At 71.6% G+C, this 26,469-nt stretch carries 26 protein-coding genes and 1 riboswitch; of the genes, 16 read left to right on the forward strand and 10 right to left on the reverse strand.

The genetic code is table 11. The annotated features are described in order from the left end of the window. Window positions 1-79 precede the first annotated feature (79 nt). The 5 genes from ACZ56V_RS22470 (at window position 80) to ACZ56V_RS22490 (ending at window position 3,606) form a co-directional block, all read left to right on the forward strand. Window positions 80-673: a MerR family transcriptional regulator gene (locus ACZ56V_RS22470; RefSeq protein WP_467384578.1), complete on the forward strand. Its 594-nt coding sequence runs from the start codon at window positions 80-82 to the stop codon at window positions 671-673. A gap of 70 nt (window positions 674-743) precedes the next feature. After that, window positions 744-929: riboswitch (cobalamin riboswitch) on the forward strand. Window positions 930-959: 30 nt separating this feature from the next. Then, window positions 960-1,658, forward strand: a complete 699-nt coding sequence (locus ACZ56V_RS22475) for an energy-coupling factor ABC transporter permease (RefSeq protein WP_382819659.1) — start codon at window positions 960-962, stop codon at window positions 1,656-1,658. Next, on the forward strand, window positions 1,655-2,011 hold the full coding sequence (locus tag ACZ56V_RS22480) for an energy-coupling factor ABC transporter substrate-binding protein (RefSeq protein WP_356364703.1): 357 nt from the start codon (window positions 1,655-1,657) through the stop codon (window positions 2,009-2,011). Before ACZ56V_RS22475 ends, ACZ56V_RS22480 begins: the two co-directional genes overlap by 4 nt. Then, on the forward strand, window positions 2,012-2,761 hold the full coding sequence (gene cbiQ / locus ACZ56V_RS22485; RefSeq protein WP_468944624.1) for a cobalt ECF transporter T component CbiQ: 750 nt from the start codon (window positions 2,012-2,014) through the stop codon (window positions 2,759-2,761). Next, window positions 2,758-3,606, forward strand: a complete 849-nt coding sequence (locus ACZ56V_RS22490; protein WP_398913811.1) for an ATP-binding cassette domain-containing protein — start codon at window positions 2,758-2,760, stop codon at window positions 3,604-3,606. The genes cbiQ and ACZ56V_RS22490 overlap by 4 nt, the downstream gene beginning before the upstream one ends. Window positions 3,607-3,657: 51 nt before the next feature. Here ACZ56V_RS22490 and ACZ56V_RS22495 read toward each other — a convergent pair whose 3' ends face one another. Together ACZ56V_RS22495 and ACZ56V_RS22500 are read right to left on the reverse strand one after the other, a co-directional pair. Continuing rightward, window positions 3,658-5,277 (reverse strand): MFS transporter, encoded by a 1,620-nt coding sequence (locus ACZ56V_RS22495; RefSeq protein WP_398913813.1) that lies wholly within the window; start codon window positions 5,275-5,277, stop codon window positions 3,658-3,660. Between the two features lie 138 nt (window positions 5,278-5,415). Further along, entirely contained in the window at window positions 5,416-6,063 is a 648-nt protein-coding gene (locus ACZ56V_RS22500) for a TetR/AcrR family transcriptional regulator (RefSeq protein WP_356364710.1), read from the reverse strand. A 34-nt stretch (window positions 6,064-6,097) separates the two neighbouring features. On the opposite strand from ACZ56V_RS22500, the gene ACZ56V_RS22505 reads away from it, so the two are divergent. Next, entirely contained in the window at window positions 6,098-6,241 is a 144-nt protein-coding gene (locus tag ACZ56V_RS22505) for a hypothetical protein (protein WP_468944629.1), read from the forward strand. On the opposite strand, the gene ACZ56V_RS22510 is transcribed toward ACZ56V_RS22505, so the two are convergent. Next, on the reverse strand, window positions 6,238-7,584 hold the full coding sequence (locus ACZ56V_RS22510) for an APC family permease (protein WP_398913816.1): 1,347 nt from the start codon (window positions 7,582-7,584) through the stop codon (window positions 6,238-6,240). The genes ACZ56V_RS22505 and ACZ56V_RS22510 overlap by 4 nt on opposite strands. Before the next feature lie 73 nt (window positions 7,585-7,657). Continuing rightward, window positions 7,658-8,269: a TetR/AcrR family transcriptional regulator gene (locus ACZ56V_RS22515; RefSeq protein WP_398913818.1), complete on the reverse strand. Its 612-nt coding sequence runs from the start codon at window positions 8,267-8,269 to the stop codon at window positions 7,658-7,660. A 146-nt stretch (window positions 8,270-8,415) separates the two neighbouring features. Here ACZ56V_RS22515 and ACZ56V_RS22520 point away from each other — a divergent pair, with 146 nt between their 5' ends. Beyond that, window positions 8,416-9,885, forward strand: a complete 1,470-nt coding sequence (locus ACZ56V_RS22520; protein ID WP_468944683.1) for an MFS transporter — start codon at window positions 8,416-8,418, stop codon at window positions 9,883-9,885. Here the strand turns inward: ACZ56V_RS22520 and ACZ56V_RS22525 are convergent. Then, entirely contained in the window at window positions 9,882-10,334 is a 453-nt protein-coding gene (locus tag ACZ56V_RS22525; protein ID WP_398913820.1) for an ATP-binding protein, read from the reverse strand. The two genes, ACZ56V_RS22520 and ACZ56V_RS22525, sit on opposite strands and share 4 nt — an antisense overlap. A 144-nt stretch (window positions 10,335-10,478) precedes the next feature. On the opposite strand from ACZ56V_RS22525, the gene ACZ56V_RS22530 reads away from it, so the two are divergent. Together ACZ56V_RS22530 and ACZ56V_RS22535 are read left to right on the forward strand one after the other, a co-directional pair. Then, window positions 10,479-11,297, forward strand: coding sequence for a helix-turn-helix domain-containing protein (locus tag ACZ56V_RS22530; RefSeq protein ID WP_467384584.1), 819 nt, complete (start codon window positions 10,479-10,481; stop codon window positions 11,295-11,297). Next, a complete protein-coding gene (locus ACZ56V_RS22535) occupies window positions 11,294-11,542 on the forward strand; it encodes a DUF397 domain-containing protein (RefSeq protein WP_468944635.1) in 249 nt (82 codons plus the stop codon). The genes ACZ56V_RS22530 and ACZ56V_RS22535 overlap by 4 nt, the downstream gene beginning before the upstream one ends. Here the strand turns inward: ACZ56V_RS22535 and ACZ56V_RS22540 are convergent. The 5 genes from ACZ56V_RS22540 to ACZ56V_RS22560 all read right to left on the reverse strand — a co-directional run bounded on the left by ACZ56V_RS22540 (window position 11,529) and on the right by ACZ56V_RS22560 (window position 17,282). Next, complete coding sequence (locus tag ACZ56V_RS22540; protein ID WP_398913824.1) at window positions 11,529-12,662, reverse strand: FAD-dependent monooxygenase; 1,134 nt, start codon at window positions 12,660-12,662, stop codon at window positions 11,529-11,531. The two genes, ACZ56V_RS22535 and ACZ56V_RS22540, sit on opposite strands and share 14 nt — an antisense overlap. After that, a complete protein-coding gene (locus ACZ56V_RS22545) occupies window positions 12,659-14,056 on the reverse strand; it encodes an MFS transporter (RefSeq protein WP_468944639.1) in 1,398 nt (465 codons plus the stop codon). Before ACZ56V_RS22545 ends, ACZ56V_RS22540 begins: the two co-directional genes overlap by 4 nt. Window positions 14,057-14,214: 158 nt before the next feature. Continuing rightward, on the reverse strand, window positions 14,215-15,015 hold the full coding sequence (locus ACZ56V_RS22550; protein WP_468944641.1) for a hypothetical protein: 801 nt from the start codon (window positions 15,013-15,015) through the stop codon (window positions 14,215-14,217). Between the two features lie 77 nt (window positions 15,016-15,092). Further along, entirely contained in the window at window positions 15,093-15,737 is a 645-nt protein-coding gene (locus ACZ56V_RS22555) for an RNA polymerase sigma factor (RefSeq protein ID WP_356364728.1), read from the reverse strand. 120 nt (window positions 15,738-15,857) lie between these two features. Beyond that, window positions 15,858-17,282 (reverse strand): non-reducing end alpha-L-arabinofuranosidase family hydrolase, encoded by a 1,425-nt coding sequence (locus tag ACZ56V_RS22560; protein ID WP_467384590.1) that lies wholly within the window; start codon window positions 17,280-17,282, stop codon window positions 15,858-15,860. 361 nt (window positions 17,283-17,643) lie between these two features. Between ACZ56V_RS22560 and ACZ56V_RS22565 the strand changes: the two genes are divergently transcribed. The 7 genes from ACZ56V_RS22565 (at window position 17,644) to ACZ56V_RS22595 (ending at window position 26,431) form a co-directional block, all read left to right on the forward strand. Next, a complete protein-coding gene (locus ACZ56V_RS22565) occupies window positions 17,644-19,089 on the forward strand; it encodes an endo-1,4-beta-xylanase (protein WP_467384591.1) in 1,446 nt (481 codons plus the stop codon). 262 nt (window positions 19,090-19,351) lie between these two features. Then, the gene (locus tag ACZ56V_RS22570; protein WP_398913835.1) at window positions 19,352-19,990 is read left to right on the forward strand and encodes an HAD family acid phosphatase; all 639 of its coding nucleotides are present in this window, start codon (window positions 19,352-19,354) and stop codon (window positions 19,988-19,990) included. A 551-nt stretch (window positions 19,991-20,541) separates the two neighbouring features. Further along, the gene (locus tag ACZ56V_RS22575) at window positions 20,542-21,288 is read left to right on the forward strand and encodes a DNA-binding response regulator (RefSeq protein WP_398913837.1); all 747 of its coding nucleotides are present in this window, start codon (window positions 20,542-20,544) and stop codon (window positions 21,286-21,288) included. A 151-nt stretch (window positions 21,289-21,439) separates the two neighbouring features. Then, the gene (locus tag ACZ56V_RS22580) at window positions 21,440-22,393 is read left to right on the forward strand and encodes an ATP-binding cassette domain-containing protein (protein ID WP_467384593.1); all 954 of its coding nucleotides are present in this window, start codon (window positions 21,440-21,442) and stop codon (window positions 22,391-22,393) included. Between the two features lie 224 nt (window positions 22,394-22,617). Then, window positions 22,618-23,691 carry a cysteine synthase family protein gene (locus ACZ56V_RS22585; protein WP_468944647.1) on the forward strand — a complete coding sequence of 358 codons (1,074 nt, stop codon included), beginning with the start codon at window positions 22,618-22,620 and terminating at the stop codon, window positions 23,689-23,691. After that, window positions 23,688-25,160 carry an argininosuccinate lyase gene (gene argH, locus ACZ56V_RS22590; RefSeq protein ID WP_467384597.1) on the forward strand — a complete coding sequence of 491 codons (1,473 nt, stop codon included), beginning with the start codon at window positions 23,688-23,690 and terminating at the stop codon, window positions 25,158-25,160. Before ACZ56V_RS22585 ends, argH begins: the two co-directional genes overlap by 4 nt. Then, window positions 25,157-26,431: an ATP-grasp domain-containing protein gene (locus ACZ56V_RS22595; protein WP_468944650.1), complete on the forward strand. Its 1,275-nt coding sequence runs from the start codon at window positions 25,157-25,159 to the stop codon at window positions 26,429-26,431. Before argH ends, ACZ56V_RS22595 begins: the two co-directional genes overlap by 4 nt. Window positions 26,432-26,469 lie beyond the last annotated feature (38 nt).

Here is a 26,469-nt window from a genome sequence, read left to right on the forward strand (position 1 = left end):
GCGGCGCGGCCCGGCCGAGGGCTTGAAGCTGCCGCGGCGTCACCTTCTAGCCTCGGTCGCACACTCGTGGAGGAGCCCCATGACACACGCGACCGACGGCACCCGGCGCATCGGCGAACTCGCGCGGGAGACCGGGCTGAGCATCCGCGCCCTGCGCTACTACGACCGGCTCGGCCTGCTCACCCCGTCCGCCCGCAGCGAGGGCGGCCACCGCTGCTACGACGCCGACGACGTCCGGCGCCTGCACCGCGTGCTCGCGCTGCGCAGCTTCGGGCTCCCGCTGGCCGAGATCCGCGCGGTGCTGGACGCCGAGCCGGACCACGACCCGGCGGAGCTGATCCGGCGGCAGCTCGACGTCGTCGAGGAACGGCTGCGGCAGACTGCGGAGCTGCGGATCCGGCTGCTCGGTGTGCTGGGCGCGCTGGACACCGCGGTGGCCGGCTCGGCCGAGGCCTATCTGGAGGTGATCGAGGAGATGACGGCCGTGGAACGTCCCCTGACGCCGGAAGAGGTGGCCCGTCTGGGCGACGCGCGGCGCCGCTGGGCCGAGTCGCTCGGCGAGGAGGAGCTGCGTGCCCTGCACCACAGGCGCGCGGAGATCTTCGCCACGATGGACGAGGACGAGCGGCGGCAGCTGACGGACCGGCGGCGCCGGGCGTTTGCGCAGCCCTGAGGCCTGTCCGGCGGCCCGGCGGGGCGCCCGCCGGGCCCGAGGCCCGCTTGTGCCCGCCCCCGGGGGAGCACTACTGTCGCCACGCCTTGGTGAACGGGAAATCCGGTGTGATGCCGGTGCGGCCCTCGCCACTGTGAATCGGGAAGTCCGGCTCCGGCCCTCACGGGCAGCCACTGGATCGCTTGCGATCCGGGAAGGCGGAGCACGGGCGGTGGTACCCGTAAGCCAGGAGACCGGCCAAGGCGCGTCGTCCATCCACGAGGTGCTGGAGAGGGTCTGCTGAGCCATGCACATAGCCGAGGGCTTTCTGCCACCGGCGCACGCGATCGCCTGGGGTGTCGCGTCCGCGCCGTTCGTCGTCCACGGAGTCCGGTCACTCACCCGTGAGGTCAGGGAGCACCCGGAGAGCACGCTGCTCCTCGGCGCCTCCGGAGCCTTCACGTTCGTCCTGTCGGCCCTGAAACTGCCGTCCGTCACCGGGAGCTGCTCGCACCCGACCGGCACCGGCCTGGGCGCGATCCTGTTCCGGCCGCCGATCATGGCGGTGCTGGGCACCATCACCCTGCTCTTCCAGGCGCTGCTGCTCGCCCACGGCGGGCTGACCACGCTCGGCGCCAACGTCTTCTCGATGGCGATCGTCGGCCCCTGGGCCGGGTACGGCGTCTACCGGCTGCTGCGCCGCTTCGACGTGCCGCTGATGGTCACCGTGTTCTTCGGCGCGTTCGTCGCCGACCTGTCCACGTACTGCGTCACCAGCGTGCAGCTGGCGCTGGCCTTTCCCGACCCGAGCAGCGGATTCCTGGGCGCGCTCGGCAAGTTCGGGTCCATCTTCGCCGTGACGCAGATCCCGCTCGCGGTGAGCGAGGGCCTGCTCACGGTGATCGTGATGCGGCTCCTCGTGCAGTCCAGCAAGGGCGAACTGACCCGGCTGGGCGTGCTGCTGACCCGGTCCGGGGAGCGGAAGCAGGAGGCGGTCGCCCGATGAGCCGCAACGCGAAGATCAACACCCTGCTGCTGCTCGCCGTGGCCGCGCTGGCGGTGCTGCCGCTGGTGCTGGGGCTCGGCGACCACAAGAAGGAGCCGTTCGCCGGGGCCGACGCGGAGGCGGAGACGGCGATCACCGAGATCGAACCGGACTATGAGCCGTGGTTCTCCCCGCTGTACGAACCGCCCTCCGGGGAGATCGAGTCGGCGCTGTTCGCCCTGCAGGCCGCGCTCGGCGCGGGCGTGCTGGCGTACTACTTCGGGCTGCGCCGGGGCCGGCGGCAGGGCGAGGAGCGGGCGTTGGCGGCTTCCGGGGCCACGGCGGTGTCGCGAGACACCCCCGAAGGGGACTGAGTGCTGCCGATCGACGCGGCGGCGCACGCCAGTCGCTGGCGGCGCCGCCATCCCGTGGACAAGGCGGTGCTCGGTCTCGGCCTGACCGTGCTCGCGATCTCGCTGCCGCCCTGGCCGGGTGCGGCGCTGGTGCTGGTGGCGGCGCTCACGGTGCTGCTCGGCCCGGCGGGCGTGCCCGGGCGCCGGCTGTGGCGGGCGTACCGGGTGCCGCTGGGCTTCTGCGTGACGGGGGCGCTGCCGCTGCTCGTGCAGGTCGGCGGCCCGGACGGGTTCCTGTCGGCGGCCGACGGCGGTGCGGCGCGCGCCGGTGGGCTGCTGCTGCGCACCTCGGCGGCCTCGCTGGGGGTGTTGCTGTTCGCGTTCACCACGCCGATGTCCGACCTGTTGCCGCGCCTGGTGCGGGCCGGGGTGCCCGCGCCGGTCGTGGACGTGGCGCTGGTGACGTACCGGATGAGTTTCCTGCTGCTGGACTCCGTGCGCCGCATCCGGGAAGCGCAGGCCGCGCGGCTCGGCCACACCACCCGGGCGGCGGCCTGGCGTTCGCTCGGCGGGCTGGGCGCCACCGCGTTCGTACGGGCCTTCGACCGGGCGGCGCGGCTCCAGTCGGGGCTCGCCGGGCGCGGTTACGACGGCACCCTGCGCGTGCTGGTGCCCGAGGCCCGCGTCTCGGTGCCGTTCACGGCGGCGAGCGTCGCGCTGCTGGCGACGCTGGCCGGCCTCACCCTCGTACTGGAAGGACCCCTGTCGTGAACGGACCGGCGCAGTCACCGGAACCGGCCCTGGTCGCCCTGCGGGGCGCGTCGTTCGGGTACGAGGAGGGCCCGGACGTGCTGACGGACCTGGACTTCGCGGTGCCCGAGGGGCGGGCGCTGGCGCTGCTCGGCCGCAACGGCAGTGGCAAGACGACGCTGATGCGGCTGCTCAGCGGTGGACTGCGGCCGCGCACGGGGTCGTTGACGCTCGGCGGGGAGCCGGTGTCCTACGACCGCAAGGGGCTGACCCGGCTGCGGACCACGGTGCAGTTGGTGGTGCAGGACCCGGACGACCAGCTCTTCGCGGCCTCGGTCGGCCAGGACGTGTCCTTCGGGCCGCTGAATCTGGGGCTGCCCGACGCGGAGGTCAGGTCCCGGGTCGGGGAGGCGCTCGCCGCGCTGGACATCGCGGCGCTGGCCGACCGGCCCACGCATCTGCTGTCGTACGGGCAGCGCAAACGCACCGCGATCGCCGGGGCGGTCGCGATGCGGCCCCGGGTGCTGATCCTCGACGAGCCGACGGCGGGTCTCGACCCGGACGGGCAGGAGCGGCTGCTCGCCACCCTGGACGGGCTGCGCGCGGGCGGCACCACCGTGGTGATGGCCACCCACGACGTCGACCTCGCCCTGCGCTGGTCCGACGACGCCGCCCTGCTCACCCCGGACGGTGTGCGCACCGGCCCGACCGCCCCGACGCTGGCCCGCACCGACCTGCTGCGGCAGGCCGGGCTGCGGCTCCCGTGGGGCGTCGCGGCGGCCGGACTCCTGCGGGCGCGGGGGCTGTTGCCCGACTCCGCCACCGGCCCGCGTACGGCGGAGGAGCTGGCGGCACTGGCCGGCTGACGGGGCGTGGGCGGGCGTTCAGCCCTGGAACGGCTCAGCACCGGGAACGGCTCAGCCCTGGGAGCGGCTCAGTTCGGTGTCCCGGTCCTGCGCCGCGCTCTCCCCGGTGTTCTCGGCCGTCTGCCGGGCGCGGCGGCCGGGCAGGACGGCGAGGACGATCAGGGTGCCGGCCGCCATGATGATGCCGCCGACGAGGCTGGTCGTCGAGACGCCGTGGGCGAAGGCCTTGTTCACGGCGTCGGCGAGGGCCTGCGCCTGCTCGGGTCCGGCGGACGGGTTGGTGGCGAGGCGCTCGGCGACGGCCAGTCCGCCGCCCACCGAGTCCTGGGCGGTGTCCAGCGCGGCGGCCGGGAGCCGGTCGCCCACCAGGCCGGCCAGTTCGTCCCGGTAGGCGGTGCCGAGCAGGGAGCCCAGGACGGCTATGCCGAGGGAGCCGCCGAGTTCCAGCGCGGTGTCGTTGGCGCCGCCGCCGACGCCCAGTTCGCTCTCCGGGAAGGAGCCCATGATGGTGTCGGTGGCCGGGGACACGCTGAGGCCGATGGCGAGGCCGAGCAGCAGCATGGGAGCGAGGAAGTCGGCGTAGGTGGAGCCCTGGTCGATCAGGACCAGCAGGAACACGCCGACGGTGCCGATCGCCATGCCGGAGCCGACCATCGCCTTCACGCCCAGCTTCGGGGTGAGCCGCCCGGTCACCGCCGCGCCGACGAACACGGCACCGGCCAGCGGCAGCAGCCGCACGCCGGTCTCCAGCGCGCCGTAGCCGAGCACGAACTGCAGGAACTGCGTGGCGTAGTAGATGGCGCCGTAGGTGCCGAAGAAGAAGAACAGCACCGCCAGCATCGAGCCGCTGAACGGCCGCAGCAGGAACCTGCGCACGTCCAGCATGGGGTGCGGGTGGCGCAGCTCCCAGGCCACGAAGGCGATCAGGCCGGCCCCGGCGACGACGGCCGCGGCGACCGGTCCCGCGCCCCAGCCGAAGTGCGGGCCCTCGATGGTCGCGTAGACCAGGCTGCCGACGGAGACGATGGAGAGCAGCCCGCCGACGTAGTCGACGCGGCCCATGCCGGCCGCCCTGGACGGCGGTACCAGGACCAGCGCGCCGACCACGGCGAGGACCGCGACGGGGACGTTGACCAGGAAGGTCGAGCCCCAGGCGTGGTCCTCCAGGAGCCACCCGGCGACCAGCGGCCCGACCGCGATGGCGAGCCCGGAGGTGGCGGTCCAGGCCGTGATGGCGCGGGCCCGCTCCCCCTTCGGGAAGACCGCGACCAGCAGGGAGAGCGTGGCCGGCATGACGACGGCGGCGCCGACGCCCATGACCGCCCGGGCCGCGATGACCAGCCCCGTCTCGTGGACCAGGCTGCCCATCACCGAACCGCCCGCGAAGATCACCAGACCGGTGACCAGGGCGCCGCGACGGCTGTACTTGTCGCCGATCGCGCCGAGCACCAGCATCAGCGCGGCGTACGGGACGGTGTAGCCGTCGATGACCCACTGCAGGTCGCTGCTGCTCAGGCCCAGGTCGGCCGTCATGTCCGGGGCGGCCACGATCAGGGACGTGTTGGCCATGACGACGATCAGCAGGCTCAGGCAGAGCACCAGGAGAGCCCACCAGCGCCGGGCGTAGGGCCCGGGCATCTTCTCGACGGGGGTGGTGGCCAGTAGGGGCATGGAGGGCTCCCGGAGACAAGCGACGGCAAGTTAATTGCCCATAGATGAGCAGACAAGAGAAGCGTAGTTTGTTGCACACGTGCGTGCAAATAAGGCGCCCACCAACCGGGGGGGCGCCTGCTGAACGGGAGGGGTGGCCTACTCGGCCGGGACGGATTTCGCGAGCGCCGCGGGACCCGCGCTCTCGACCACGCTCCGCGCGGACCGCTCCGGCACCCCGGCGGCGATGAGAATGGCGGTGGCGGCCCGGGTGCCGTCGTCCTCCAGGGCACCGGTGTTGACCTGTTCGAGGAGCGCCACGACCATCGCTTCGAGCCCCGCGCTCAGCACGGCGGGGGGCAGGTGGGCGGGGAAGACCCCGTCCCGCCGGCCGCGCTCCAGGATGGCGGTGACCTCGGCGCGGGCCGGGGCCAGGATCTCGGCCACGCGCTCCACGCCCAGATCGTGCCGGGCCAGCGCCAGCAGCATCCGGTAGCGGTCGCCCACCGGCCACATCAGCAGCATGAAGTGCGCGAGCGCCCGGTCGGCCGGTTCGTCCGGCCCGGCCGCCTCGGCCATCGCGGCCCGCAGCACCTCGGACGCCTCCTCGGCGAGGGCCTCCAGGAGCGCCGCGCGCCCCGGGAAGTGGCCGAAGAGGGTACGCCGTACGACACCGGCGGCGCGGGCCAGCTCCTCCAGGGTGGTGTCCGGGTTCCGCCCCAGCTCCCGGCGGGCGGTGGCCAGGATGCGCGCCCGGTTCGACCGCGCGTTGCGGCGCTGCGGCTCACGGGCGACGGGCTTGGTCACGGGAACCTCGGGCGGGACGATGCGGGGGGGCGGGGTGGGCGGCCTGAACGTGGTCGTCCATTCTGGCACGGGGCGCGACGAGCAGGACACCGAGAACGTCGCCGGGCAGAGCGGTCCCGCTGTCGGCGTCGCCGGGCCGGACGACGGTGCCGGGACCGCCGGAGCAGAGGGTCTCTAGCCACGCTCGGCCGGGTCCGCGGCCCTGCTGCGGCGAACGGCCGCGACCGTGGCCAGGACCATTCCCACGGCCACGGTCAGCAGGCCGCGCAGCCACACCTGGGCCTCGATCTGCGTGGCGAGCGCGACACAGGACGCGGCGCCCAGTACGGGGAGCACGGTCGGGGCGCGGAAGTGGTCCGCCTCGCCCGCGTCGCGACGCAGGACGAGTACGGCCGTGTTGACCATGAGGAAGACGACGAGCAGCAGCAGGACCAGGGTGGACGCCAGGGTGGCGACACTGCCGGTGAGCGCGAGGAGCATCGCCAGCAGGGTCGTGAGGGCGATCGCGACCCACGGGGTACGGCGGCCGGGCAGCACCCTGGTCAGCGCGGCGGGCAGCAGCCCGTCCCGGGCCATTCCGTAGGCCAGGCGGGAGGACATGATGCCGGTGAGCAGCGCCCCGTTCGCCACGGCGACGAGGGCGATCGCGCTGAACAGCCGGGTCGGGACGCCCCCGGCCTCCTCGACGACTTCGAGGAGCGGCCCGCTCGACCCCGCCAGCCGGTCCGTCGGTACCGCGGCGGACGCGGCGAGGCCCACCAGCACGTACACGGCGCCCGCGGTGACGAGGGCACCGAACAGGGCGCGCGGGTAGGAGCGCCGCGGGTCGCGGGTCTCCTCGGCGACGTTCACCGACGTCTCGAAGCCGACGAAGGAGTAGTACGCCAGTACGGAGCCGCTCAGTACGGCCGCCGCCGCGCCCTTCTCCGGCGTGCCGAGCTGCCCGAGCCGGCCCAGGTCGCCGTCGCCGCGCAGCAGCAGCCAGGCACCGAGGACGACGATGACGAGGAGGCCGCCGACCTCCACGACGGTGGCGACGACGTTGGCGCGGGTCGACTCCTTGATGCCCCGGGCGTTGACCAGGGCGAGCAGGGCGAGGAACAGCACGGCGACGAGCCCGACCGGCAACGTCACGAAGGCGGACAGGTAGTCGCCCCCGAAGCCGCGGGCCAGCGCGGCCACGGAGACGATGCCGGCGGCGAGCATGCAGAAGCCGGCGACGAACCCGGCGAACGGTCCGAAGGCGCGGGTGGCGTAGTGGGAGGCGCCGCCGGCCCGCGGGTACTTCGTGGCCAGCTCGGCGTAGGAGGCGGCGGTCAGCATCGCCAGCAGCAGCGCGACGGCCAGCGGCACCCACACCGCTCCCCCGGCGTCGGCGGCCACCTGCCCGACCAGCACGTAGACGCCCGCGCCGAGCACGTCGCCCAGGATGAAGAAGTACAGCAGCGGGGTGGTCAGCGCCCGCTTGAGCGCCGGGGTGTCCGGGGTGTCCGCCGTCTGGGGTGTTCCGAGTCTCGCCATGCCGCCTCAGGTTTCCCGCCAGGCGGAAATCACGCCCTGACCTTGGTCTCCACGCGCACGGAGGGCTCGTCGGTCACCCCGCCGCCCACACGCCCGCGCGCGCGGCGGCGCCCACCGCGCGTGCCGCCCGGTCGGCGTCGGCCTCGGTGAGGGGCCGACCGGTGTTGAGCAGCGCGTAGTAGAGCGGGGCGGAGACGGCCGCCACGACGCCGTGCGGATCGGTGCCGTCCGGGACTTCGCCCCGCGCGACGGCGTCCCGCACGCAGCCGGCCCATTCGTCGACGCGCACGGCGTAGAAGCGGTGCAGGGCTTCGGCGGCCTGCTCGTTGCAGAGGGAGGCCGCGATCAGCGCCTTGAAGAGGCGCCCTTGCCGCGGGTCGGTGAGCGTCTTCACGACGAGGCGCGCGTTCGCCCGGAGGTCCTCCTCCAGGGTGCCGGTGTCGGCACGAGGCAGCGACTGGTCCGCCATGTCGGCCAAGAGGTCGGCGGCGAGGCCCCCGGGACTCCCCCAGCGGCGGTAGACCGTCGTCTTGCCGACACCCGCGCGGCGCGCGACCTCCCCGAGGTCCAGCGCGTCGAAGCCGTCGGCGGCGAGTGTGTCGCCCGCCACGCGGAGGACGGCCTCGCGGATACGGGCGGTGCGGCCTCCGGGCCGCTGGGTCCCGGGGGCGGCTGTGTCCGGCATGACGGCTCCCTCTTGTCTGTCACGACAGCGGAGACCCATCTTATCGGAACCACAGTTCCCTTACCGACTCCACCGTGCTACCTTCCGAGCCGTAACGGAACCACAGACCCGTTAGTAGATCCATGAGTGACTCCGAGGGGAACGCCATGTCCATCACCGAGGACGCGCCGCGGTCGACCGCACGTCCGGTCCCGGCCTCCGGCCCGCCCAAGGCCGAGACCGATCCGCAGCGGCTGACCGGCCGTTCGAAACTGATCCTCGCGGTCCTGCTGGTCGCCCAGTTCATGCTGGCCGTCGACTTCTCGATCCTGAACGTCGCGCTGCCCGCGATCGGCGACGGACTCGGCTTCTCCCTGGCCGACCTGCAATGGGTGGCCACCTCGTTCGCCCTGTCGGCCGCGGGCTTCACCCTCTTCTTCGGCCGCATCGGCGACCTGATCGGCCGCAAGAAGATCTTCATCGGCAGCATCGCCCTGCTGGGTCTGGCCTCCCTGCTCGGCGGCCTCGCCACCAGCCCCGAAATCCTGCTCGCCGCCCGGGTCGCCCAGGGCCTGGCCACCGCCGCCGCCACCCCGGCAGGTCTGTCCCTGCTGACGACCTCGTTCCCCGAAGGCCCCCTGCGGCAGAAGGCGCTCGGCGTCAACGGGGCGCTGATGTCGGCCGGTTTCACGACCGGCGCGATCCTCGGCGGCGTCCTGGCCGACCTGCTCTCCTGGCGCTGGGCGTTCTTCGTCAACGTGCCCGTCGCGCTCGCCGTCGTGCTCGTCGGCCCGGCCGTCATCAAGGAGTCCCGGCCCGCCACCCGCCCCCGCCTCGACATGCCCGGCGCGCTCACCGTCACCCTCGGTCTGCTCGGTCTCGTCTACGGCATGACCCAGGCCGGAGAGCACGGCTGGACCCACCCGCACGCCTTGGGCGGGCTGGCCGCAGGCGTGCTCCTCCTGGCCGCGTTCGTCCTGGTCGAGCGCACAGTGGCCGCACCGCTGGTACCGCTCGCCACGCTCGGACGCCGCACCGTGGCCTGGGGCAACCTGCTGGGCCTGCTCGCCTTCCTCACCGAGACCTCGCTGGTCTATCTGCTCACCCTGTACCTCCAGAAGACCCTGGGCTTCTCCCCCCTGGCGGCCGGCGTCTCCTTCGGCGTCCTCGGCGCGGGCACCGTCGTCGGCGGCCTGCTCGCCCCCCGTCTGCTCGCCAGGACGTCCACCGTGACCGTGCTCGTCGGGGGTGGTCTCGTCCAGGCGGCCTTCACCGCGGCGCTGCTCTTGCTCGGCACGACCACCGGCGCGTCCCTCGCCCTGCTGCTGCCCGCCACCTTCTTCGGCGGGGTCGGCAACATGCTCGTCATCGTCGGCTTCATGGTCACGGCCACCAGCGGGCTGCCGGACGCGGAACAGGGCCTGGCCACCGGCCTGGCCTCGATGTCCCAGCAGGTCGGCATCACCATGGGGACGCCCATCATGTCCGCCGTGGTCACCGCCGGCACCGCGGGCGCCACCACCGCCGGCGCCGTCCACCACGGGGTCACGACGGCCATCGCGGTCAACGCGGCCCTGGTCCTGCTCGGAGTCGCGGTCGCCGCGCTCTTCCTCCGGACGCGCACCGACCGGACCTAGGGGGTCGCGCACTCCGCCCACACCGTCTTGCCCGGCCCTCCGGGCCGCGGGTGCCACCCCCAGCGCTCGGCGAGCGCGGCGACCAGAAGGAGCCCCCGGCCGCCGGTGTCCTCGTCGTCGGGAGCACGCGTTTCCTCCGGCTGCGGCGGCATGCGCTCGCCACGGCTGTCGGTGACCTCGATCCGCACGGTGCCGCAGGGCGCGGTCGCGTGCAGGAGCAGGTGGAAGTCCCGGCCGGGGACGTGACCGTGCCGTACGGCGTTCGCGGTCAACTCGCCGAGCACCAGCACGATCTCGTCGTGCGGGCGGGTGCCGTACGGGATGCCCCAGGCGTCGAGCCGGTGCGCGGCCAGCCGGCGGGCGAGGCGGGCACCGCGCGGGGTGGAGGTGAAGCGCATCTCGAAGGTGCGCCTCAAGGTGCCGTCGGCGAGGACGGGTTGGTTCGTCATACCGACAACGGTGGCGCCGGTCGCGTAGCGTGACCAGTGGTGACGCACCGACGCGGCCCGCTGTACGCGCGGTGGCGGTAGGGGTACGAGGCGTGCGGCGTGACAGGTCCGCGTGCGCGGCGTTGGGGCAGGGAGGCGCTGAGGATGAGCGAGGGTGCGGACACGTCGGGGCAGCCGGTGGTTGTCGCGTTCGGCCAGACGATGAAGACGCTGCGGGTGCGGGCGGGCCTGGAACGCGAGGAGTTCGGCCGGCGGATCGGCTACTCGGCGGCCACGGTCGCGTCGTACGAGCAGGGACGGCGCATCCCGTCGCCCCGGACCATCGAGCGGGCGGACGAGGTCCTGGACGCGGGCGGGTTGCTGACGGTGTGGAAGGAGCAGGTGGAGCGGGCGCAGTATCCGGTGTTCTTCCAGGGGATGGCGTCGCTGGAGAAGGAGGCCGTTGAGCTGCTCGCGTACGACACTCACGTGCTCAACGGTCTGCTTCAGACAGAGGAGTACACAAGGGCAGTGCTCGACATGCGTCGGCCGGTGCTGGACCAGGAGACCGTCGAGCAGCGCGTGGTGGCCCGTTTGGCACGGCAGGACATCTTCGGACGCTGGCCTGCCCCACTGCTCGGCTTCGTGCTCGAAGAGGCGGCCCTGCGACACCCCTGGGGAGGCAGGGCCGTGCATCGCGGCCAGTTGGAGCACCTGCTCCTCATCGGTGAGAAGCAGAACGTCGAGCTGCAGGTCATGCCAACGGACCGCGAGCAGAATGCCGGTGTGGACGGTGCGTTCACTGTTATCTCACGCAAGGACGGGATGAGGTTCGTCTACACCGAAGCCCAGGGCACCAGCGCCCTCCAGACCCAACCGGAGCAGACGACCCTCGCCGCCGCTCGTTATGGGATCATCCGATCGCAGGCTCTCCCGTCCCGAGAGTCATTCGACTTCGTGGAAAGGTTGCTGAGATCGCTATGAACAGCTCTGAGTCCTCAGCCATCCCGTCAGATCTCGCATGGATCAAGAGCAGCTACAGCGGAGCCGAAGGCGGCCAGTGCGTCGAGGTCGCCTGGGTCAAGAGCAGCTACAGCGGAGCCGAAGGCGGCGACTGCGTCGAGATAGCCGCGGGCACGCAAGCCGTGCTCGTCCGGGACTCCAAGGCCGTGCCCGGCCCCGTGATCCGCGTGTCGCGCGAGGCGTGGGCGGGGTTCATCGGCCGCTGAGGCTCCGCAGCCGTTCGTTGCGCTGCTCCAGGGCCGCGGCCGTGGCCGGGAAGAGGGTGCCGCCGCCCTCGCCGATCCGGTCCTGGGTCTGGGTCACGAAGTCCCGCGTGCCGTGCTCGTAGGCGGCGAAGCCCTCGGCGTGGTCCCGGTCGGCCAGCGCACCGGCGAGGTTGTACGCCCCGATGAGGGCGAGGCTGGTGCCCTGGCCGGTGAGGAACGAGGGCGCGTGCGCGGCGTCGCCGAGCAGGGCGACCCTGTCCCGGGACCAGCGGGGCATGCGGATCTGGCCGACCGCGTCGAAGAACACGTCGTCCGCGTCGTGGAGGGCGGCCAGGATGCCCGGGACCTCCCACCCGGCGTCGGCGAAGACCTCGGCGATCAGGTCCCGTTGGGCCTGCGGATTCCTGAACGCGTCGAAGGGCGGGGCGGGCCGGGCGAAGGTGAGGAAGGCGTGCACCTCGTCCTCCTCCCCCACGGCGTAGAGGGCGGCCGCCCTTCCGGGGGTGTTCCACATGACGGTCTCGTGGGAGAGGCCGAGGGTGTTGCGCATGGTGAACACGGCGAAGCAGTGGCCGAGATAGCGGTGGAACCGCTCCTCGGGGCCGAACAGGAGCCCTCGGGTGTGCGAGTGCATGCCGTCCGCGCCGAAGACCAGGTCGAACCGACGGCTGCCGCCGCCGCGGAAGGTGACGTCGACGCCGTGCTCGGAGTGGTCGAGGGTGTCGATGGAGTCGTTGAACAGGAACTCCACGTTGTCCCGGACGGCCGTGTACAGCGCGTCGGTCAGGTCGCCGCGCCGTATCTCCAGGTCCCGTCCCGTGGCACCGCCGGTGACGGCGTGCGGGTGGAGCGAGGCCACCTCGCTGCCGTCCGCGTGCAGGAAGGTGAGCCGGCGCAGGTCGATGTGCGCCTCGCGCAGTCGCGGCAGGAGCCCCATCTTCTCCACCACGTCGAGCGCGGCGCCGCGTACGTCGATGGGGTAGCCGCCGCTGCGGAGGGTGCCGGCCTTCTCCACCACGGTGACCTCGTAGCCGTGCCGGTCGAGCCAGTAGGCCAGGGCGGGACCGGCGATGCTGGCCCCGGAGATCAGGGCGGTGCGCCTCGGTGCGGTGCGGGTCATGCGTGGACTCCCTTGCTCATGGTGCGGGTGACGAACAGGGCCAGCGACACGACGACGCCGGCGATGACGAAGCCGGTGACGTAGGCCGATTCGGCCGCGACCTCCGACCCGGACGGGGTACCGGCGGTGAGGAACGCGCCGCCGAGCTGCCCGCCGACGGCGGAGCCGAGCACGCGGCTCACCAGGATCAGGCTGGTGGCGATGCCGGTGTCCTTCTGGTCGACGGCGGTGGCGGTGCTGGTCATCATCGCCGTGACGCACAGGCCGTTGGCCAGCGCGATCAGCACCTTGCCGACGACGAGGTGCCAGACCTCGGTGTGTACGGCGGCCACGGCGAGCAGTCCGACGGTCATCAGGACGACGCCGGTGGTGACCACGGCACGCGAGCCGAACCGTCGGTCCCCGATCCCGCCGAGCGGCCCGGCCAGCGTGGCGGCGAGGGCGCCGGGCAGCAGGTAGAAGCCGATCTCGGTGGCGCTGGCGCCGAATCCGTAGCCGTCGCCGCGCTCGTCGAGAAGCTGCGGTACGAGGTAGACCGCCATCGTGGCGCCGAGGCAGATCACGAAGGTCAGCACGCACGCCTTCCAGATCGCGGGCCGGGCCAGCATGCGCAGGTCGATCATCGGTGCGGCCGCGCGCCGTTCGACCCGCACCCATCTGCCGACGAGGACGGCCAGCAGCACGACGAGGGCGGCGAGGGCGAGTGGTTGCGAGGCGGCTTCGGGCGCCAGCGCGAGGACGAGCATGAGGGTGGTCAGCATCCCGCTCAGGAGCAGCAGGCCCGGCCAGTCGATCCCGGCGCCGTCCGTCCGGCCGGGCGGATCGGCGGGCATCAGCCTGTTCACGAGCAGGGTGGCTCCGACGACCGCGATCGTCGGGAGCGCGAACATCCAGTGCCGGGAGAGCTGTTCCGCCACCGGGCCGGCCGACAGCATGCCGACCATCGACCCGCCGACGAACAGTCCGCTGACCACGCCGATGGCCACCTTGGACTCGCCGGGTGGCAGGTGCTTGCGCACCACGATGAACGACAGGGGCAGCGCGCCGATCATCGCGCCCTGCAACACCTGGCCGAGCAGCAGCACGGGCAGGTTCGGCGCCAGGGCGGACACCGTGCCGCCGACCGAGACCACCGCCATCAGGCGGATCAGGACCTTCTTCCCGCCGTAGCGGTCCCCGAACTTGCCCGCCAGCGGGGTGATGAGCGCGCCGGTGATGAGCAGGACGATGCTGAGCAGCGCCCCCTCGGACTGGCTCATGTCCAGCTCGCGTTCCAGGAGCGGGATCGTCGGTGACACCACCGATTCCAGGGCACCGGTGGACAGTGCCAGTAAGCCGAGGGCACCGACAGCGGCCTTCCCGATGGGGACCGGTGGAGCCAGGGTTGTGGTCATGAACGTCCCTCACTTCATGGGCCGCCCGTGGGAAGGCACCGACGCGGTTTCGGTGGTGCCTGGCGGCGAAAGGCAGAGTGAGGGGACGGTCATGCGCCGGGCGTCATACTCGGGAGCCAACGTGCGGTGATACCGCGGTAGGGGGTGGGGCGCTCGGCCTACTGCTCGTCGCTGAACTTCGGGTCCTCGGCCTGGTTGTAGATCTCCTTGCCCGACGCGTCGTAGGCGTGGACATAAGGGCTCGGGCCCATGTAGCGCGGGCCGGGAGGCGTGTCCGGGGAGAGCGCGGCCCCGTAGACGAACGCGCCGCCCGCCATGCGTGCCGGGTACTGCTTCGGGTCGTCGCCGTAGCTGATGGTGATCTTTGCGACCTCGGACGAGTAGTGCCCGGCGCCCAGCATCAGGTACGTCCCCTGACCGGCGGGCTCCATCATGGAGTCGAAGTACTCGATGACACGACCGGTGCCCCACAGGCGGTCGTTGATGAAGGTGGGCGGGGAGTCCGGGCTGGTGCCCTTGTCGCCTTTCGACTGGCACTGCACGTACTGGTCGGCGGAGTCGACGGCGACGACCACGCCGTCCGAGTCCGACGAGGCGAGCGGCGTACGGACCGCGACGACGGGGTGGTACCGCGACGCGTCCGGCCCCAGGCAGGAGGAGAGGATCCGGGTGACGGTCCCGGCGTCGATCGGGGTCGTCGTCGCGTCGGTGATGGTGAAGCCGGCCTCGGCCGACGTCCCGCCGGGCGAGGACGGTGCGCTCGGACTCGGTGCCGCCGTGGCGGCGGCCGGTCCTCCCCCGCGGTGCGCGGGGTCGGCGGCACTCGGCCCGGCGTCCCCCGTCCCGCCGAGGACGACCACGGCCGCGAGGCTCACCGCCGTCACACCGGTGGCGACGCCGAGCGGCACTCCCCACCTGCTGCGCAGCGAAGCACCGTTGTCCTGCGGACCGATCTTCATCAGTAGTTCCTCTCGGGTCCGCCGATGGTTCGGCAGATCACGATCGGAAGGAGCCGCGGGAACGCCCTGCGTGTCCTTCATCGTGCGACCTCCTTCGCGTTGACGGGATTCCTGGAACTGAACGGCGGCGGAGCCGCGGCTCCGCCGAGGTCGGCCCCGAGCCTCCGCCGCGCCCGGTGCAGCCGGGACTTCACGGTCCCGACCGCCACCTTCAGCACCGCGGCGGCCGCCTGCTGGTCCAGGCCCGACCAGACGCAGAGCTCGACGACCTCGCGTTCGTGCCGCGGCAGCCGGGCCAGCGCCCGGTGGATCTCCGACATCCGGCGCTCGTCGTCGACCAGGCCGGCGACACGGTCCGCGTGGTCGCCCACCGACTCGTCGTGCGAGACGAGCCGGTGCAGCAACGCCTCGGCCCGCCGCAGCCGCCGCCTGGTGTTCGACAACTGGCCGTTGGCGATGCCCAGCAGCCACGGCAGAGCCGAGTCGCGGTCGAGCACCGTCTCCGCTCGCCGTCGCCAGGCGTGCAGGAAGACCGTCGACGTGAGGTCCTCGGCCTCGGACCAGTCGGCCGTCCGCCGGAACAGGTGGTTGTAGACAGCCTTCCCGTGCCGGTCGAAGATCCGGCCGAACGCCTCGCGATCGCCGTCGACGGCCCTCGCCCACAGCTCCCGGTCGGACGTCCCGCCGACCGGTCCGTCGGGACCAGCGTCGTTCAGTTCCATGTCCCATCCGTGTCCGGCACCCGGCCGAAGGTTCCCACGGGATCGAGCCGAACGACTCACCGGGCCCGACGGAGGCGACCGCGAGGAGACGACACTCCAGGAATTCGCGTCCCGCGGGGGTCAGCGCCGCAGGGTGAGAACGCCCGGCCGCCACGGCAGCTGGTCGTAGGGGCCGCCCGCGTTCGGCGACTTGCCCTGGTACAGGAACTGCAGGTTGCAGGGGTCGACGGTCATGGTCTGGTCGGGGTTGTCGCGGACCAGGTCACCGTGGCTGATGTCGTTGGTCCAGGTGGCACCGCTGTTGGCCTTGCCCGCGAAGGGGTTGCCCTCGCTCGCGGCCTGCGGGGTCCACGAGCCGCTCAGGCTGGAGGCCGTGAAGGAGCGGAAGTAGCGCCCGTTCGCGCCCATCGCCTCGACGATCATGAGGTACTGGTTCTGGCCCTGCACCTTGTACACCTGGACGCCCTCGAACAGGTTGGCCTTCGTGTCGCTCATGACGGTCGTGTACGACGAGCCGAAGCTGCCCGGGAAGTTCCCGATCGGCATGCTCGCCCGATAGATCTTGCCGTTGTCACCGGCGAAGAACAGGTACATGTTCTGGCCGTCGGCGATCAGGGTCTGGTCGATCGGCCCGGTGTCGGAGCCGGAGATGCTCCCGGTGAACAGCGGCTGCGGAGCGGACCAGCCGTTGGGGTTGGTGGGGTCGCTGGACGTGCGGTAGATGAAGGGCCACGCACCCCACTGGTAGGCCAGCACCCAGATGTTCTTGGGCGCGAAGTAGAACAGCGTGGGCGCCACCGCGGCCTGGCTCATCCCGGTCTGGCCGGCCGACGCCATGTCCGACCAGTTCGTGAAGGGGCTGAACATCATCGAGCCGTAGGACGACCCCGACACGTTCGAGGCGTAGACCAGGTGCTTGCCGTTGTGCGTGACGGTGGTGAAGTCCTTCACCGCGGCCCACCCGTTCGCCGGCTGCGCCAGCACGCCCGACGACGTCCACCGGTACGTGGACGGAAGGGCGCACGATCCGTCCGTCGGCGGCGTCCCGGTCAGTCCGGACCACTTCTGGTTGCTGCCGCCGTTGCACGTTCCGACCTGCACCGCCGTGCCGTTGGCCGTACCGGCGCCCGCGGCCTCCAGGCACAGTCCGGACTCCGCTCCGACGACCGTGCCGTCGGAGTTCACCCGCCACTGCTGGTTCGCGCCGCCGGAGCAGGACCAGATCTGCACCCGTGTACCGGGCGTGGTGGCGTGCCCCGGAACGTCCAGGCACTTGTTGCCGTACACGGTGAGCTGGTGGCTGTCGGTCGACGTCCACTGCTGGTTGGTCCCGCCCCAGCAGTCATACATCTGCAGCAGCGCGCCGTCGGTCTGGCTGCCGCCCAGCACGTCGAGACACCGGTTCGAACCGGCACCGCGCAGGGCGCCACTGGTGGCCGCCTGGGCCGGGGTGGCGACGAGCATCGCCGCCAGCGCGGCGAGAGCCGCGACCACGGCGGCGAGCGCCGCGGACGTGTGCCCGCGACGGAATCTTCCTCTGTGCATGGGAACTCCCTTGCAATGGAGTGACACCGTGTGTTCGTCATGTCGAACATCGGTCGGAGTGTCGAGCGGTCCGCATCCTAGGGACCCGACGAACGCCGTCAATACCTCTCGCATGGATCGCCCGGCAATTCGAAACTTTTGGCCGAACCTGCATCTCGAACCCATTGGAAGCCCAGGTGCGCCCCACCTCGCGCCATCACCACGTCCAGCGATGCCAACCCTATGAAGCCCGGCGAAACTTTCGGAATGAGACAGAAACTTTTCTTGAAACAGCTATTGACCGAGCATCGTCAACCCTCAATCATCCCTGTCTGGGAAACCGGCCGCAGATCGATATGCCGAACACCTTGGAGGCACAGCCATGGGCTCATACGCCCTCCCCAGACCCGATGTCCGCCGGAAGGTACGCAGCCTGCTGCCGGCGCTGGTCATCGGCGCCCTCGCGACGACCGCCGCGCTGGTGGCGCCACCACCCGCCCACGCCGCCGAGAGCACGCTCGGCGCCGCGGCGGCGCAGAGCGGCCGCTACTTCGGCACCGCCATCGCCTCGGGCAAACTCGGCGACTCGGCGTACACGTCGATCGCGGCCCGTGAGTTCAACATGGTGACGGCCGAGAACGAGATGAAGATCGACGCCACCGAGCCGCAGCGGGGCCAGTTCAGCTTTTCCGCCGCCGACCGGGTCTACAACTGGGCGGTGCAGAACGGCAAGCAGGTGCGCGGCCACACCCTGGCCTGGCACTCCCAGCAGCCGGGCTGGATGCAGAGCCTCAGCGGCAGCGCACTGCGCCAGGCGATGATCGACCACATCAACGGCGTGATGGCCCACTACAAGGGCAAGATCGCGCAGTGGGACGTGGTGAACGAGGCCTTCGCCGACGGCAGTTCGGGAGCCCGGCGGGACTCCAACCTGCAACGCACCGGCAACGACTGGATCGAGGTCGCCTTCCGCACCGCGCGCGCCGCCGACCCGTCCGCCAAGCTCTGCTACAACGATTACAACGTCGAGAACTGGACCTGGGCCAAGACCCAGGCCATGTACAACATGGTGAAGGACTTCAAGTCGCGCGGCGTGCCGATCGACTGCGTCGGCTTCCAGTCGCACTTCAACAGCGGCAGCCCGTACAACAGCAACTTCCGCACCACCCTGCAGAACTTCGCCGCCCTCGGGGTCGACGTGGCCATCACCGAACTCGACATCCAGGGTGCGTCCCCGACGACGTACGCGGCCGTGACCAACGACTGCCTGGCGGTCTCGCGCTGCCTCGGCATCACCGTCTGGGGAGTGCGGGACAGCGACTCGTGGCGTTCGGGCGACACCCCGCTGCTGTTCAACAACGACGGCAGCAAGAAGGCGGCGTACACCGCCGTGCTGAACGCCCTCAACGGCGGCGACGGCGGCGGCCCGGACCCGGAGGAGCCCGGCGACGGCACCGCGGTGAAGGGCGTCGGCTCGGGCCGCTGCCTGGACGTGCCCAACGCGAGCACGACCGACGGCACGCAGGTCCAGCTGTACGACTGCAACGGCCGCACCAACCAGCAATGGACCCAGACCGACGCCGGTGAGCTGAGGGTCTACGGCGACAAGTGTCTGGACGCCGCCGGCACCGGCAACGGCTCCAAGGTCCAGATCTACAGCTGCTGGGGCGGCGACAACCAGAAATGGCGCCTCAACTCCGACGGGTCCATCGTCGGCGTCCAGTCCGGCCTCTGCCTCGACGCCGTCGGGACCGGCACGGCCAACGGCACCCTGATCCAGCTCTACACCTGCTCGAACGGCAGCAACCAACGCTGGACCCGCACCTGACGAAACAGCCCCCATCGAGCCCGGGCCGCCGCCGCACCGACGGCGGCCCGGGCGACTTCGCGAGGGTGGTGGACTGGCAGCAACCTGCCACCGATTCGGCCTGCTTGGCGCGATGTCGCAGGTGCCGGTGAGCAGGGAAGCGGTCGTGCGGAACTCCTCTTCCGGTTGCGGTCACGCCCACGTCAAACCGGTCGAATCGGCCTTTAGGTTCAGCTTGGCGGGGGCCGGACGGCCATCGCGCAGCGAACACCAGGGAGGACGAATGGCCAGGATTGCGTTCCGAGGACGCGCGGCGGCGACCGTCGCGGCCGCGCTCGTTCTGGGAGCCACGGGGGCGACCCAGGCGGTGGCCGCCCCGGCGGACGAGAGCCGGTCGACGACGGCCGTACAGGCCCGGGCCGCGGCGGCGGAGGTGGACTACGACACCTGGCAGAGCGATGTGCGCAAGGTGATCGACGAGGCCCGCCCCTACGTCGAGCAGCGGCTGGCCGACAGCGCGGGCGAGAAGCCGGCGATCGTCCTCGACATCGACAACACCTCGCTGGAGACGCACTTCCAGGTGCTTCCGCCGACGCCGGCCGTCAAGCCGACTCTCGAACTCGCCCAGTACGCGCACAGCAAGGGCGCGGCCATATTCTTCGTCACCGCTCGACCCGACCTGATCTCGTGGGTCACGGAGGCGAACCTGGAGGCGGTCGGGTATCCGATCACCGGTCTGTACCAGCGGAACATCGGTGACCTCTTCCGCGACACGGCCGAGTTCAAGACATCCAAGCGGGCGCAGATCGAGGCCGACGGGTACACGATCGTCGCCAACATCGGGAACAACACGTCGGACCTGGTAGGGGGACACGCGGAGCGGACCTTCAAGCTGCCCGACTACGACGGGGCCCTGGACTGACCGGGCCTCTCCGACCCCAGGCGCCTCCGGCCCCTGCCGTACCCGGCGGGCCGGAGGCGTTCACGCGAAGTGACATCGGCGTGCAAAGGATGCCCTCGTCGCGCAATGCGGTTTTCCGTAATCGTTTCAGACAGGGGTATTTGACGTTACGAAGCTGTCCTGGGTACCGTCGAACTAACGGGAGCGACACAGGCAACTGTTGACCATCCTTCGGATGGATGTCCAGTTTGCCGCCTGTGTCTGCCTAGCGGGGGAATGGAGCTCGAAATGCGGGATGTCTGCCGTGTTGTATCTGCAGGCCGTACGCCCCTTCATGGGCACAGTACGGCGTCTCGCTAGGTTATCTCTCTGGCTGTTTGCACGGGTATGACCCCGCGCCCGGATCCTCGCGCCCCACGAAGGCGCCCGGCACAGGGCAGGCGGGAACTCCTATTGGTCAAGCTTCAGGGGGAGCTGTGCCAAGTAACTCAGTCAATTTCGAGATAGCCAACGATTCCGAATTCACTGCAGAATTCACGGAATCACGGCCGTCGAGTGACGAAATAGAGGGCGTGCTGCTACAAGCACGGAAACTCGTCGAAATCGCCGTCGACCGCCATCGCAACGTCGAGCGGCTGGTCGCCTCGCTCGAACCGAACGAGAATTCGGTCGGGGTCGCCACCGAGCAGATGATCGCCACCGCCCGTCACCACCTGGCCGTCGTCCTCACCGGAGAGGGCCAGGACGAGACCTACCAGCTGATCGACCAGCTGGGCCGGGCGACCGCACGCGGCGTCGGGGTCAAGCTGCTCGGCCGGGTCGGCCTGCTGCGCGACCGCCGCTTCCTCGAGCACCTCGACAAGTACGCGCCCGGGGTCGAAACCCGCCTGGCCAAGGCTCCGTTACAGGAGGTCGTCCTCGCTGACAGCGTTGTCGGCGCCGTGTGGATCCGCAACGGAGTCGCCGTCCGTGAGGCGGTGGTCGTCCGGGCCCCGGCCGTCCTGCGCAATCTGCGCACCCTGTTCGCCGTCTCCTGGTCCGGCAGTGCCGCCCTCGCGGACCACCGGCGCCTGAGCGACCGCTCACGCAGCGCGCTCGGCCGGCGCATCCTCCAGGCGCTCAGCTCGGGGCGGACCGACGAGGCCGCCGCCCGTGAACTGGGCGTTTCGGTGCGCACGTACCGGCGCAACGTCGCGGAAATTACCCGTGAACTGGGGGCGACCTCAAGATTTCAGGCGGGTGCACGCGCCGTGGAGCTCGGCCTCCTTTCACCCTCGGGCGATCTCCTGCCCTCGGCTACCGGCCAGTTGGCGGGGTAAGAACTTGTCAGGCTGAGCTTTGACAATGCGGAAAACCTCAGGTCGCTGGCAGCTTGTTGTAGATCTCCTTGTGGTGCGTACGGTCGGGATTGCAGGATCTTCCTGCCTCCCCAAAAGGCGTCTCGGCCGCTATCTGCGAGGAACGGCATCGATGAGTGACGTGATGATCGAAGCAATGGAGCTGGGCAGGACGTTCGGTGCCACCCTGGCACTCGACGACATCAGCTTTCAGATGGAAAAAGGGCGTGTGCTCTGCCTGCTCGGTCATAACGGAGCGGGGAAAAGCACGCTGGTGAGTATTCTCGCCACTCTGCTGCCGCCCACGAAAGGCACAGCTCGGGTCTCCGGATTCGACGTGGTGCGAGAGTCCCGGGACGTACGCCGCCGCATCGGACTGACCGGCCAGTTCGCGGCGGTGGACGAGAGCCTCACCGGACGCGCCAACCTGCTGCTGGTGGCCCGGCTCCTCGGAGCCGGCAAGAGGGAGGCCGCCGCACGGGCCGAGCAGTTGCTGGACATGTTCGCGCTGACCGAGGCGGCCGACCGGGCCGCGGGCACGTACTCGGGAGGCATGCGCCGGCGCCTCGACCTGGCCAGCAGCTTCGTCGGCCACCCCCAGGTGCTCTTCCTGGACGAACCGACCACCGGGCTCGACCCCGTCAGCCGCAACGCCCTGTGGGACCTGGTCCGCGAGGTGGTGGGCACCGGCACCACCGTGCTGCTGACCACCCAGTACCTGGAGGAGGCCGAACAGCTGGCGGACCGCGTCATGGTGCTCGCTCGCGGCCGGAGCGTCGCGGACGGCTCGGTCGCCCAGCTCAAGGAGCGTCTGGGCGGCAGCACCGTCCGGGCCACCCTCGCCGACCCCGGCGGCGTGCCGGCCGCGTTGAGTGCCCTGCGCGTGGCGGGCCTTGACCCCTGTCCGGGGGAACCCGCGGGCACGGTCACCGCCCCCGTGGAGGGATCCATCGGACTGGCCGCCGCAGTCCGGGCCTTCGACGCGGCGGGAGTGGAGATCACCGGCATCTCGCTGTCCGAACCGACGCTGGACGAGGTCTATCTGGCCCTCGCCGAAGAGCGCGCCGGCGTTCCGGTCCCTTCCTGAGGCCCCGCGCCTCCCCCACCTCGAATCCGAGCCGCGCCCGTGAATCTGTGGACCATCAGCAGGCTGACCGACGTCCGTACGCGCCCCGCCACCCCGCCGGGAGCACCCCGGACCGCCACGCCGTGGAGCGTGCGGGTACGGGGGTGGTTCCGCGGACGGCGCGGCGTCCGCGGCGACTTCACTCCCCACGATCATCGACGGCCTCGACCCCCCAGGAGCCCTTCATGACGGCGACCACGCCGACGTACCACTCGATCACCGAGGCGACGATGATGCCGCGTCTCGTCCGGCTCGGCCCCAACCTGTACGGCGCGGTCTTCTCCCTCATGAAGCTGCTTCCCGCGCGCTACATCCTCAAGCGCGCGCACTCCCGGGGCGACCTGGACACCGGCACGGTGATCGTGGAGACCACGTCGGGGACGTTCGGCCTCGCGCTGGCGATGCAGTCCGCCCTCATGGAGCGGGAGCTGGTCCTCGTCAGCGACCCGGCGATCGACGCCAACCTCTACCGAAGACTGAGCGATCTCGGTGCCACCATCGAGATCTGCCAGGAGCCCGCACCGGTCGGCGGCTACCAGGAGGCGCGGCTGCGCAGACTCGCCGAGATCCGCGCGGAACTCCCCTCCACCTTCTGCCCCGAGCAGTACAGCAATCCCGACAACCCGCGCTCCTACGGGGTGGTCGCCGAGCAGATCGCGCGTTCGCTCGGCACCGTCGACTGCCTGGTCGGGCCGGTCGGTTCGGGCGGATCGATGTGCGGCACCGCCGGCGGGCTGCGCGAACTGACCCCGCACACACAGGCCATCGGCGTGGACAGCCACCGCAGCGTGCTCTTCGGCCAGCCCGACGGCCCCCGCTCCCTGCGCGGCCTCGGCAACAGCCTGTGGCCCGCCAACCTCGACCACTCCACCTTCGACGAGGTGCACTGGTGCTCGGCGCCGGAGGCGTACGCCTTCACCAGGCGACTGCACGCCACCCACGCGCTGTTCCAGGGGCCGACCAGCGGTGCCGCCTACCTGGCCGCCAAGTGGTGGGCCGACCGCAACCCGGACGGACTGTGCGTCGTGATGCTCCCCGACGAGGGCTACCGCTATCAGGCGACGGTGTACAACGACGCCTGGCTCGCCGAGAACGGCCACCTGCTGCCCCACCCTCCCGCGGAGCCTGCCCTGGTCGGCTCGCCGGCCGACGCCGGCGACGGCTGGACCCGGATGCTCTGGGGCCGTCGTACGTACGAGGACGTGCACGGCACCGTGCCGCGCTCCGGCGGGTCCCTGCCCGACCCGGTGCTTTCATGAGCGGCACGGGCCGGCTCACCCGCACGCTCGGAGCCCGCACCGCCCGCGTCGTCTACGGCGAACCGGGCCCGGACGACATCCGCCGGGAACTCGGCCACACCTCGGTCATCGACCTCGCGCACGTGGTGATGCTCACCGAGTGCGGGCTGCTGCCCCGGGACGCGGCCGCCGCCCTGCTGAGAGCCGTGACCGCACTCCGCACCGACGGCTTCCGGGAGCTGTACGACCGCCCGGCACCGCGCGGCCTGTACCTGATGTACGAAAGCCACCTCATCGAGCGGCTCGGCCCGGACATCGGGGGCAAGCTGCACACGGGCCGTTCCCGCAACGACATCAAGGCCACCATCACCGCGATGCGGCTGCGCGACGACCTGGCGGACCTGCTCGGCGAACTGCTGCGCCTGCAGGCCGTGCTGCTGTCCCGCGCCCGCGCCCACCGCGACGTCGTCATGCCGGTCTACACGCACTTCCAGCCGGCGATGCCCGTCACCTACGGCTACTACCTCGCGGGGATCGCCACCGCGCTGGACCGGGACATCGCCGCGCTGCGGCACGTGGTGGCGGAGCGGAGCAACTGCCCGCTCGGTGCCGGTGCCGTGTCCGGTACGGACCTGCCCATCGACCCGGCCCGCACGGCCGAACTGCTCGGATTCGACGGGCCGCCCCTGCACGCCATGGACGCGGTGGCCTCCCGGGACACGCTGCTGCGCGCCCTCGCGGCGGCTGCCGGTGCGGGGCTCACCCTGAGCCGCCTCGCCACCGATCTCCAGCTGTGGAGCACCCAGGAGTTCGGCTTCGTGGAGTTCCCCGAGCGACTGGTGGGCGGCAGTTCCGCCATGCCTCAGAAGCGCAACGCCTTCCTGCTCGAGCACGTGAAGGCCAAGGCGGCGGCCGCCGTCGGCGCGTGGACCGCCTCGGCCGCCGCCATGAAGTCCACGCCGTTCACCAACTCCATCGAGGTGGGCACCGAGGCGGTCGGCGGGGCCTGGTCCGCGCTGGCCACCGTGCGCGACAGCGTGCTCCTGGCGCAGGTGCTCGTGAGCGGCGCCCGGCCGGACGGCCGGCGGATGGAGCAGCGGGCCCGGGAGGGCTTCGTGACCGCCACGGTGATCGCCAACCGCCTCGTGCGCCAGGGCGTTCCCTTCCGCACCGCACACCACGTGGTGGGAGCCGCGGTGCGGGAGGCGGTCGACGCCGGTGAGTCGGAACTGACGAAGATCACGCTGCCGGAGGGCCTGCGGGCCGACGTGAGCGCGGACGTCCCGGCGCTTCCCGAGCTTGTCGCCGAACACGACCGGGGCGGCGGTCCGGGTGCGTGCGAGAGCGTCGTCCACGAACTCCGGGAGCGCTGCGCGGAGCACACCGCGGCCCTCGCCCGGTACCGTGCGCGGCTGTCGCGGGCGGAACGCGCCCTCGACGCGGCGGTCGCGGCCGTGACCGGCGCAACGGACGAGGGAGCAGAGCGATGAACGGTACAGCGGTCCGATGGTTCGCCTTCGTGGAGAGCAACACCACCGGTACGGGGCGGGAGTTCTGCGCGCGCGCACGTGCTCGGGGCCTGCGGCCCGTGCTGCTGACACGGGACCCGGCCCGGTACCCGTATGTCACCGAGGACGCCGTCGACACCCTGGAGCTGGACACCACGGACCTGGACGCCGTGGTGTCGGCCTGCCGGGGCCTGGCCGAGGGCACGGGACTGGCCGGGATCACCTCCAGCTCCGAGTACTTCGTGGCGGACGCCGCCCGCGCGGCGGCCCGCCTCGGACTGCCGGCGGCCGACGGCGACGCGATCGCCCGCTGCCGGTCCAAGGACCTCCAGCGGGCGGCTCTCGCCGCCCACGGGGTCCCGGTGCCCGCCTGGACGGCGGTCTCCGACCTGACCGCGGCGGTGCGGGCGGCCGACGCCATCGGGCATCCGGTGGTGCTCAAGCCGGTGAGCGGTTCGGGATCCAGCGGCGTACGGCTGTGCCGTGACCGGGCCGAGACGGAGGAATGGGCCCGCGTGCTGTTCGAGCGGGCGACGGACGAACGGGGCAACACGGTGCCGGCCCGCGTCCTGGTGGAGGCGGCCGTCGACGGGCCGGAGTTCTCCGTCGAGACCTTCGACGGCGACGTCGTCACCGTCGTCGCCAAGCACACCGCCCCCGCACCGCACTTCGTGGAGACGGGCCACGACATCCCGGCCCCCCTGGGCCCCGGGGCGACCGCCGAACTCGGCGACACGGCGCTGGCGGCCCTCAAGGCCCTCGGGCTCGGCTGGGGCGCCGCCCACACCGAGATCCGCCGGTCCGCCGACGGTCCCGTCGTCATCGAGGTCAACCCCAGGCTCGCCGGTGGCATGATCCCCGTCGCCGTACGGGCCGCGACCGGCACGGACCTGGTGGACGCCGTGATCGCCCGGGCCGCGGGCCTGGACACGCCGTCCGGGGCGGCGGTCCCGGACGGCGGGGCCGGCCACGCCGCCGTGCGGTTCGTGATCGCGGCCGGCGAGGGACGGGTCAAGGCCGTGACCGGGGTCCGGGAGGCGGGCGCGGCGCCGGGTGTGGTGGTGGCCGTGCCCACCACGGTCGTCGGCCGGCAGGTGCGGATCACGCACTCGTTCCAGGACCGCCTGGGCTGCGTGGTCGCCACCGGCTCCGGCACCGCGCAGGCGGCGACCCACGCGGAGCGGGCCGCAGGACTGATCAGGATCGAACTGGAGGAACCGGCGACGCCGGAGGAAGGGAACGGGGGCCGATGAGCGGGCACCGCACTCAGCAGACGTACACCAGAATCCCC

It is taken from the genome of Streptomyces sp. NPDC034099 (assembly GCF_055575415.1).

Bases quoted from the DNA above. Each gene is read 5' to 3' on its own strand.
- ACZ56V_RS22470 (WP_467384578.1), top strand. From the start codon at position 80: ATGACACACGCGACCGACGGCACCCGGCGCATCGGCGAACTCGCGCGG.
- ACZ56V_RS22475 (WP_382819659.1), top strand. From the start codon at position 960: ATGCACATAGCCGAGGGCTTTCTGCCACCGGCGCACGCGATCGCCTGG.
- ACZ56V_RS22480 (WP_356364703.1), top strand. From the start codon at position 1,655: ATGAGCCGCAACGCGAAGATCAACACCCTGCTGCTGCTCGCCGTGGCC.
- ACZ56V_RS22495 (WP_398913813.1), bottom strand. From the start codon at position 5,277: ATGCCCCTACTGGCCACCACCCCCGTCGAGAAGATGCCCGGGCCCTAC.
- ACZ56V_RS22510 (WP_398913816.1), bottom strand. From the start codon at position 7,584: ATGGCGAGACTCGGAACACCCCAGACGGCGGACACCCCGGACACCCCG.
- ACZ56V_RS22515 (WP_398913818.1), bottom strand. From the start codon at position 8,269: ATGCCGGACACAGCCGCCCCCGGGACCCAGCGGCCCGGAGGCCGCACC.
- ACZ56V_RS22520 (WP_468944683.1), top strand. From the start codon at position 8,416: ATGTCCATCACCGAGGACGCGCCGCGGTCGACCGCACGTCCGGTCCCG.
- ACZ56V_RS22525 (WP_398913820.1), bottom strand. From the start codon at position 10,334: ATGACGAACCAACCCGTCCTCGCCGACGGCACCTTGAGGCGCACCTTC.
- ACZ56V_RS22530 (WP_467384584.1), top strand. From the start codon at position 10,479: ATGAGCGAGGGTGCGGACACGTCGGGGCAGCCGGTGGTTGTCGCGTTC.
- ACZ56V_RS22535 (WP_468944635.1), top strand. From the start codon at position 11,294: ATGAACAGCTCTGAGTCCTCAGCCATCCCGTCAGATCTCGCATGGATC.
- ACZ56V_RS22540 (WP_398913824.1), bottom strand. From the start codon at position 12,662: ATGACCCGCACCGCACCGAGGCGCACCGCCCTGATCTCCGGGGCCAGC.
- ACZ56V_RS22545 (WP_468944639.1), bottom strand. From the start codon at position 14,056: ATGACCACAACCCTGGCTCCACCGGTCCCCATCGGGAAGGCCGCTGTC.
- ACZ56V_RS22550 (WP_468944641.1), bottom strand. From the start codon at position 15,015: ATGAAGATCGGTCCGCAGGACAACGGTGCTTCGCTGCGCAGCAGGTGG.
- ACZ56V_RS22555 (WP_356364728.1), bottom strand. From the start codon at position 15,737: ATGGAACTGAACGACGCTGGTCCCGACGGACCGGTCGGCGGGACGTCC.
- ACZ56V_RS22560 (WP_467384590.1), bottom strand. From the start codon at position 17,282: ATGCACAGAGGAAGATTCCGTCGCGGGCACACGTCCGCGGCGCTCGCC.
- ACZ56V_RS22565 (WP_467384591.1), top strand. From the start codon at position 17,644: ATGGGCTCATACGCCCTCCCCAGACCCGATGTCCGCCGGAAGGTACGC.
- ACZ56V_RS22570 (WP_398913835.1), top strand. From the start codon at position 19,352: ATGGCCAGGATTGCGTTCCGAGGACGCGCGGCGGCGACCGTCGCGGCC.
- ACZ56V_RS22580 (WP_467384593.1), top strand. From the start codon at position 21,440: ATGAGTGACGTGATGATCGAAGCAATGGAGCTGGGCAGGACGTTCGGT.
- ACZ56V_RS22585 (WP_468944647.1), top strand. From the start codon at position 22,618: ATGACGGCGACCACGCCGACGTACCACTCGATCACCGAGGCGACGATG.
- argH (WP_467384597.1), top strand. From the start codon at position 23,688: ATGAGCGGCACGGGCCGGCTCACCCGCACGCTCGGAGCCCGCACCGCC.
- ACZ56V_RS22595 (WP_468944650.1), top strand. From the start codon at position 25,157: ATGAACGGTACAGCGGTCCGATGGTTCGCCTTCGTGGAGAGCAACACC.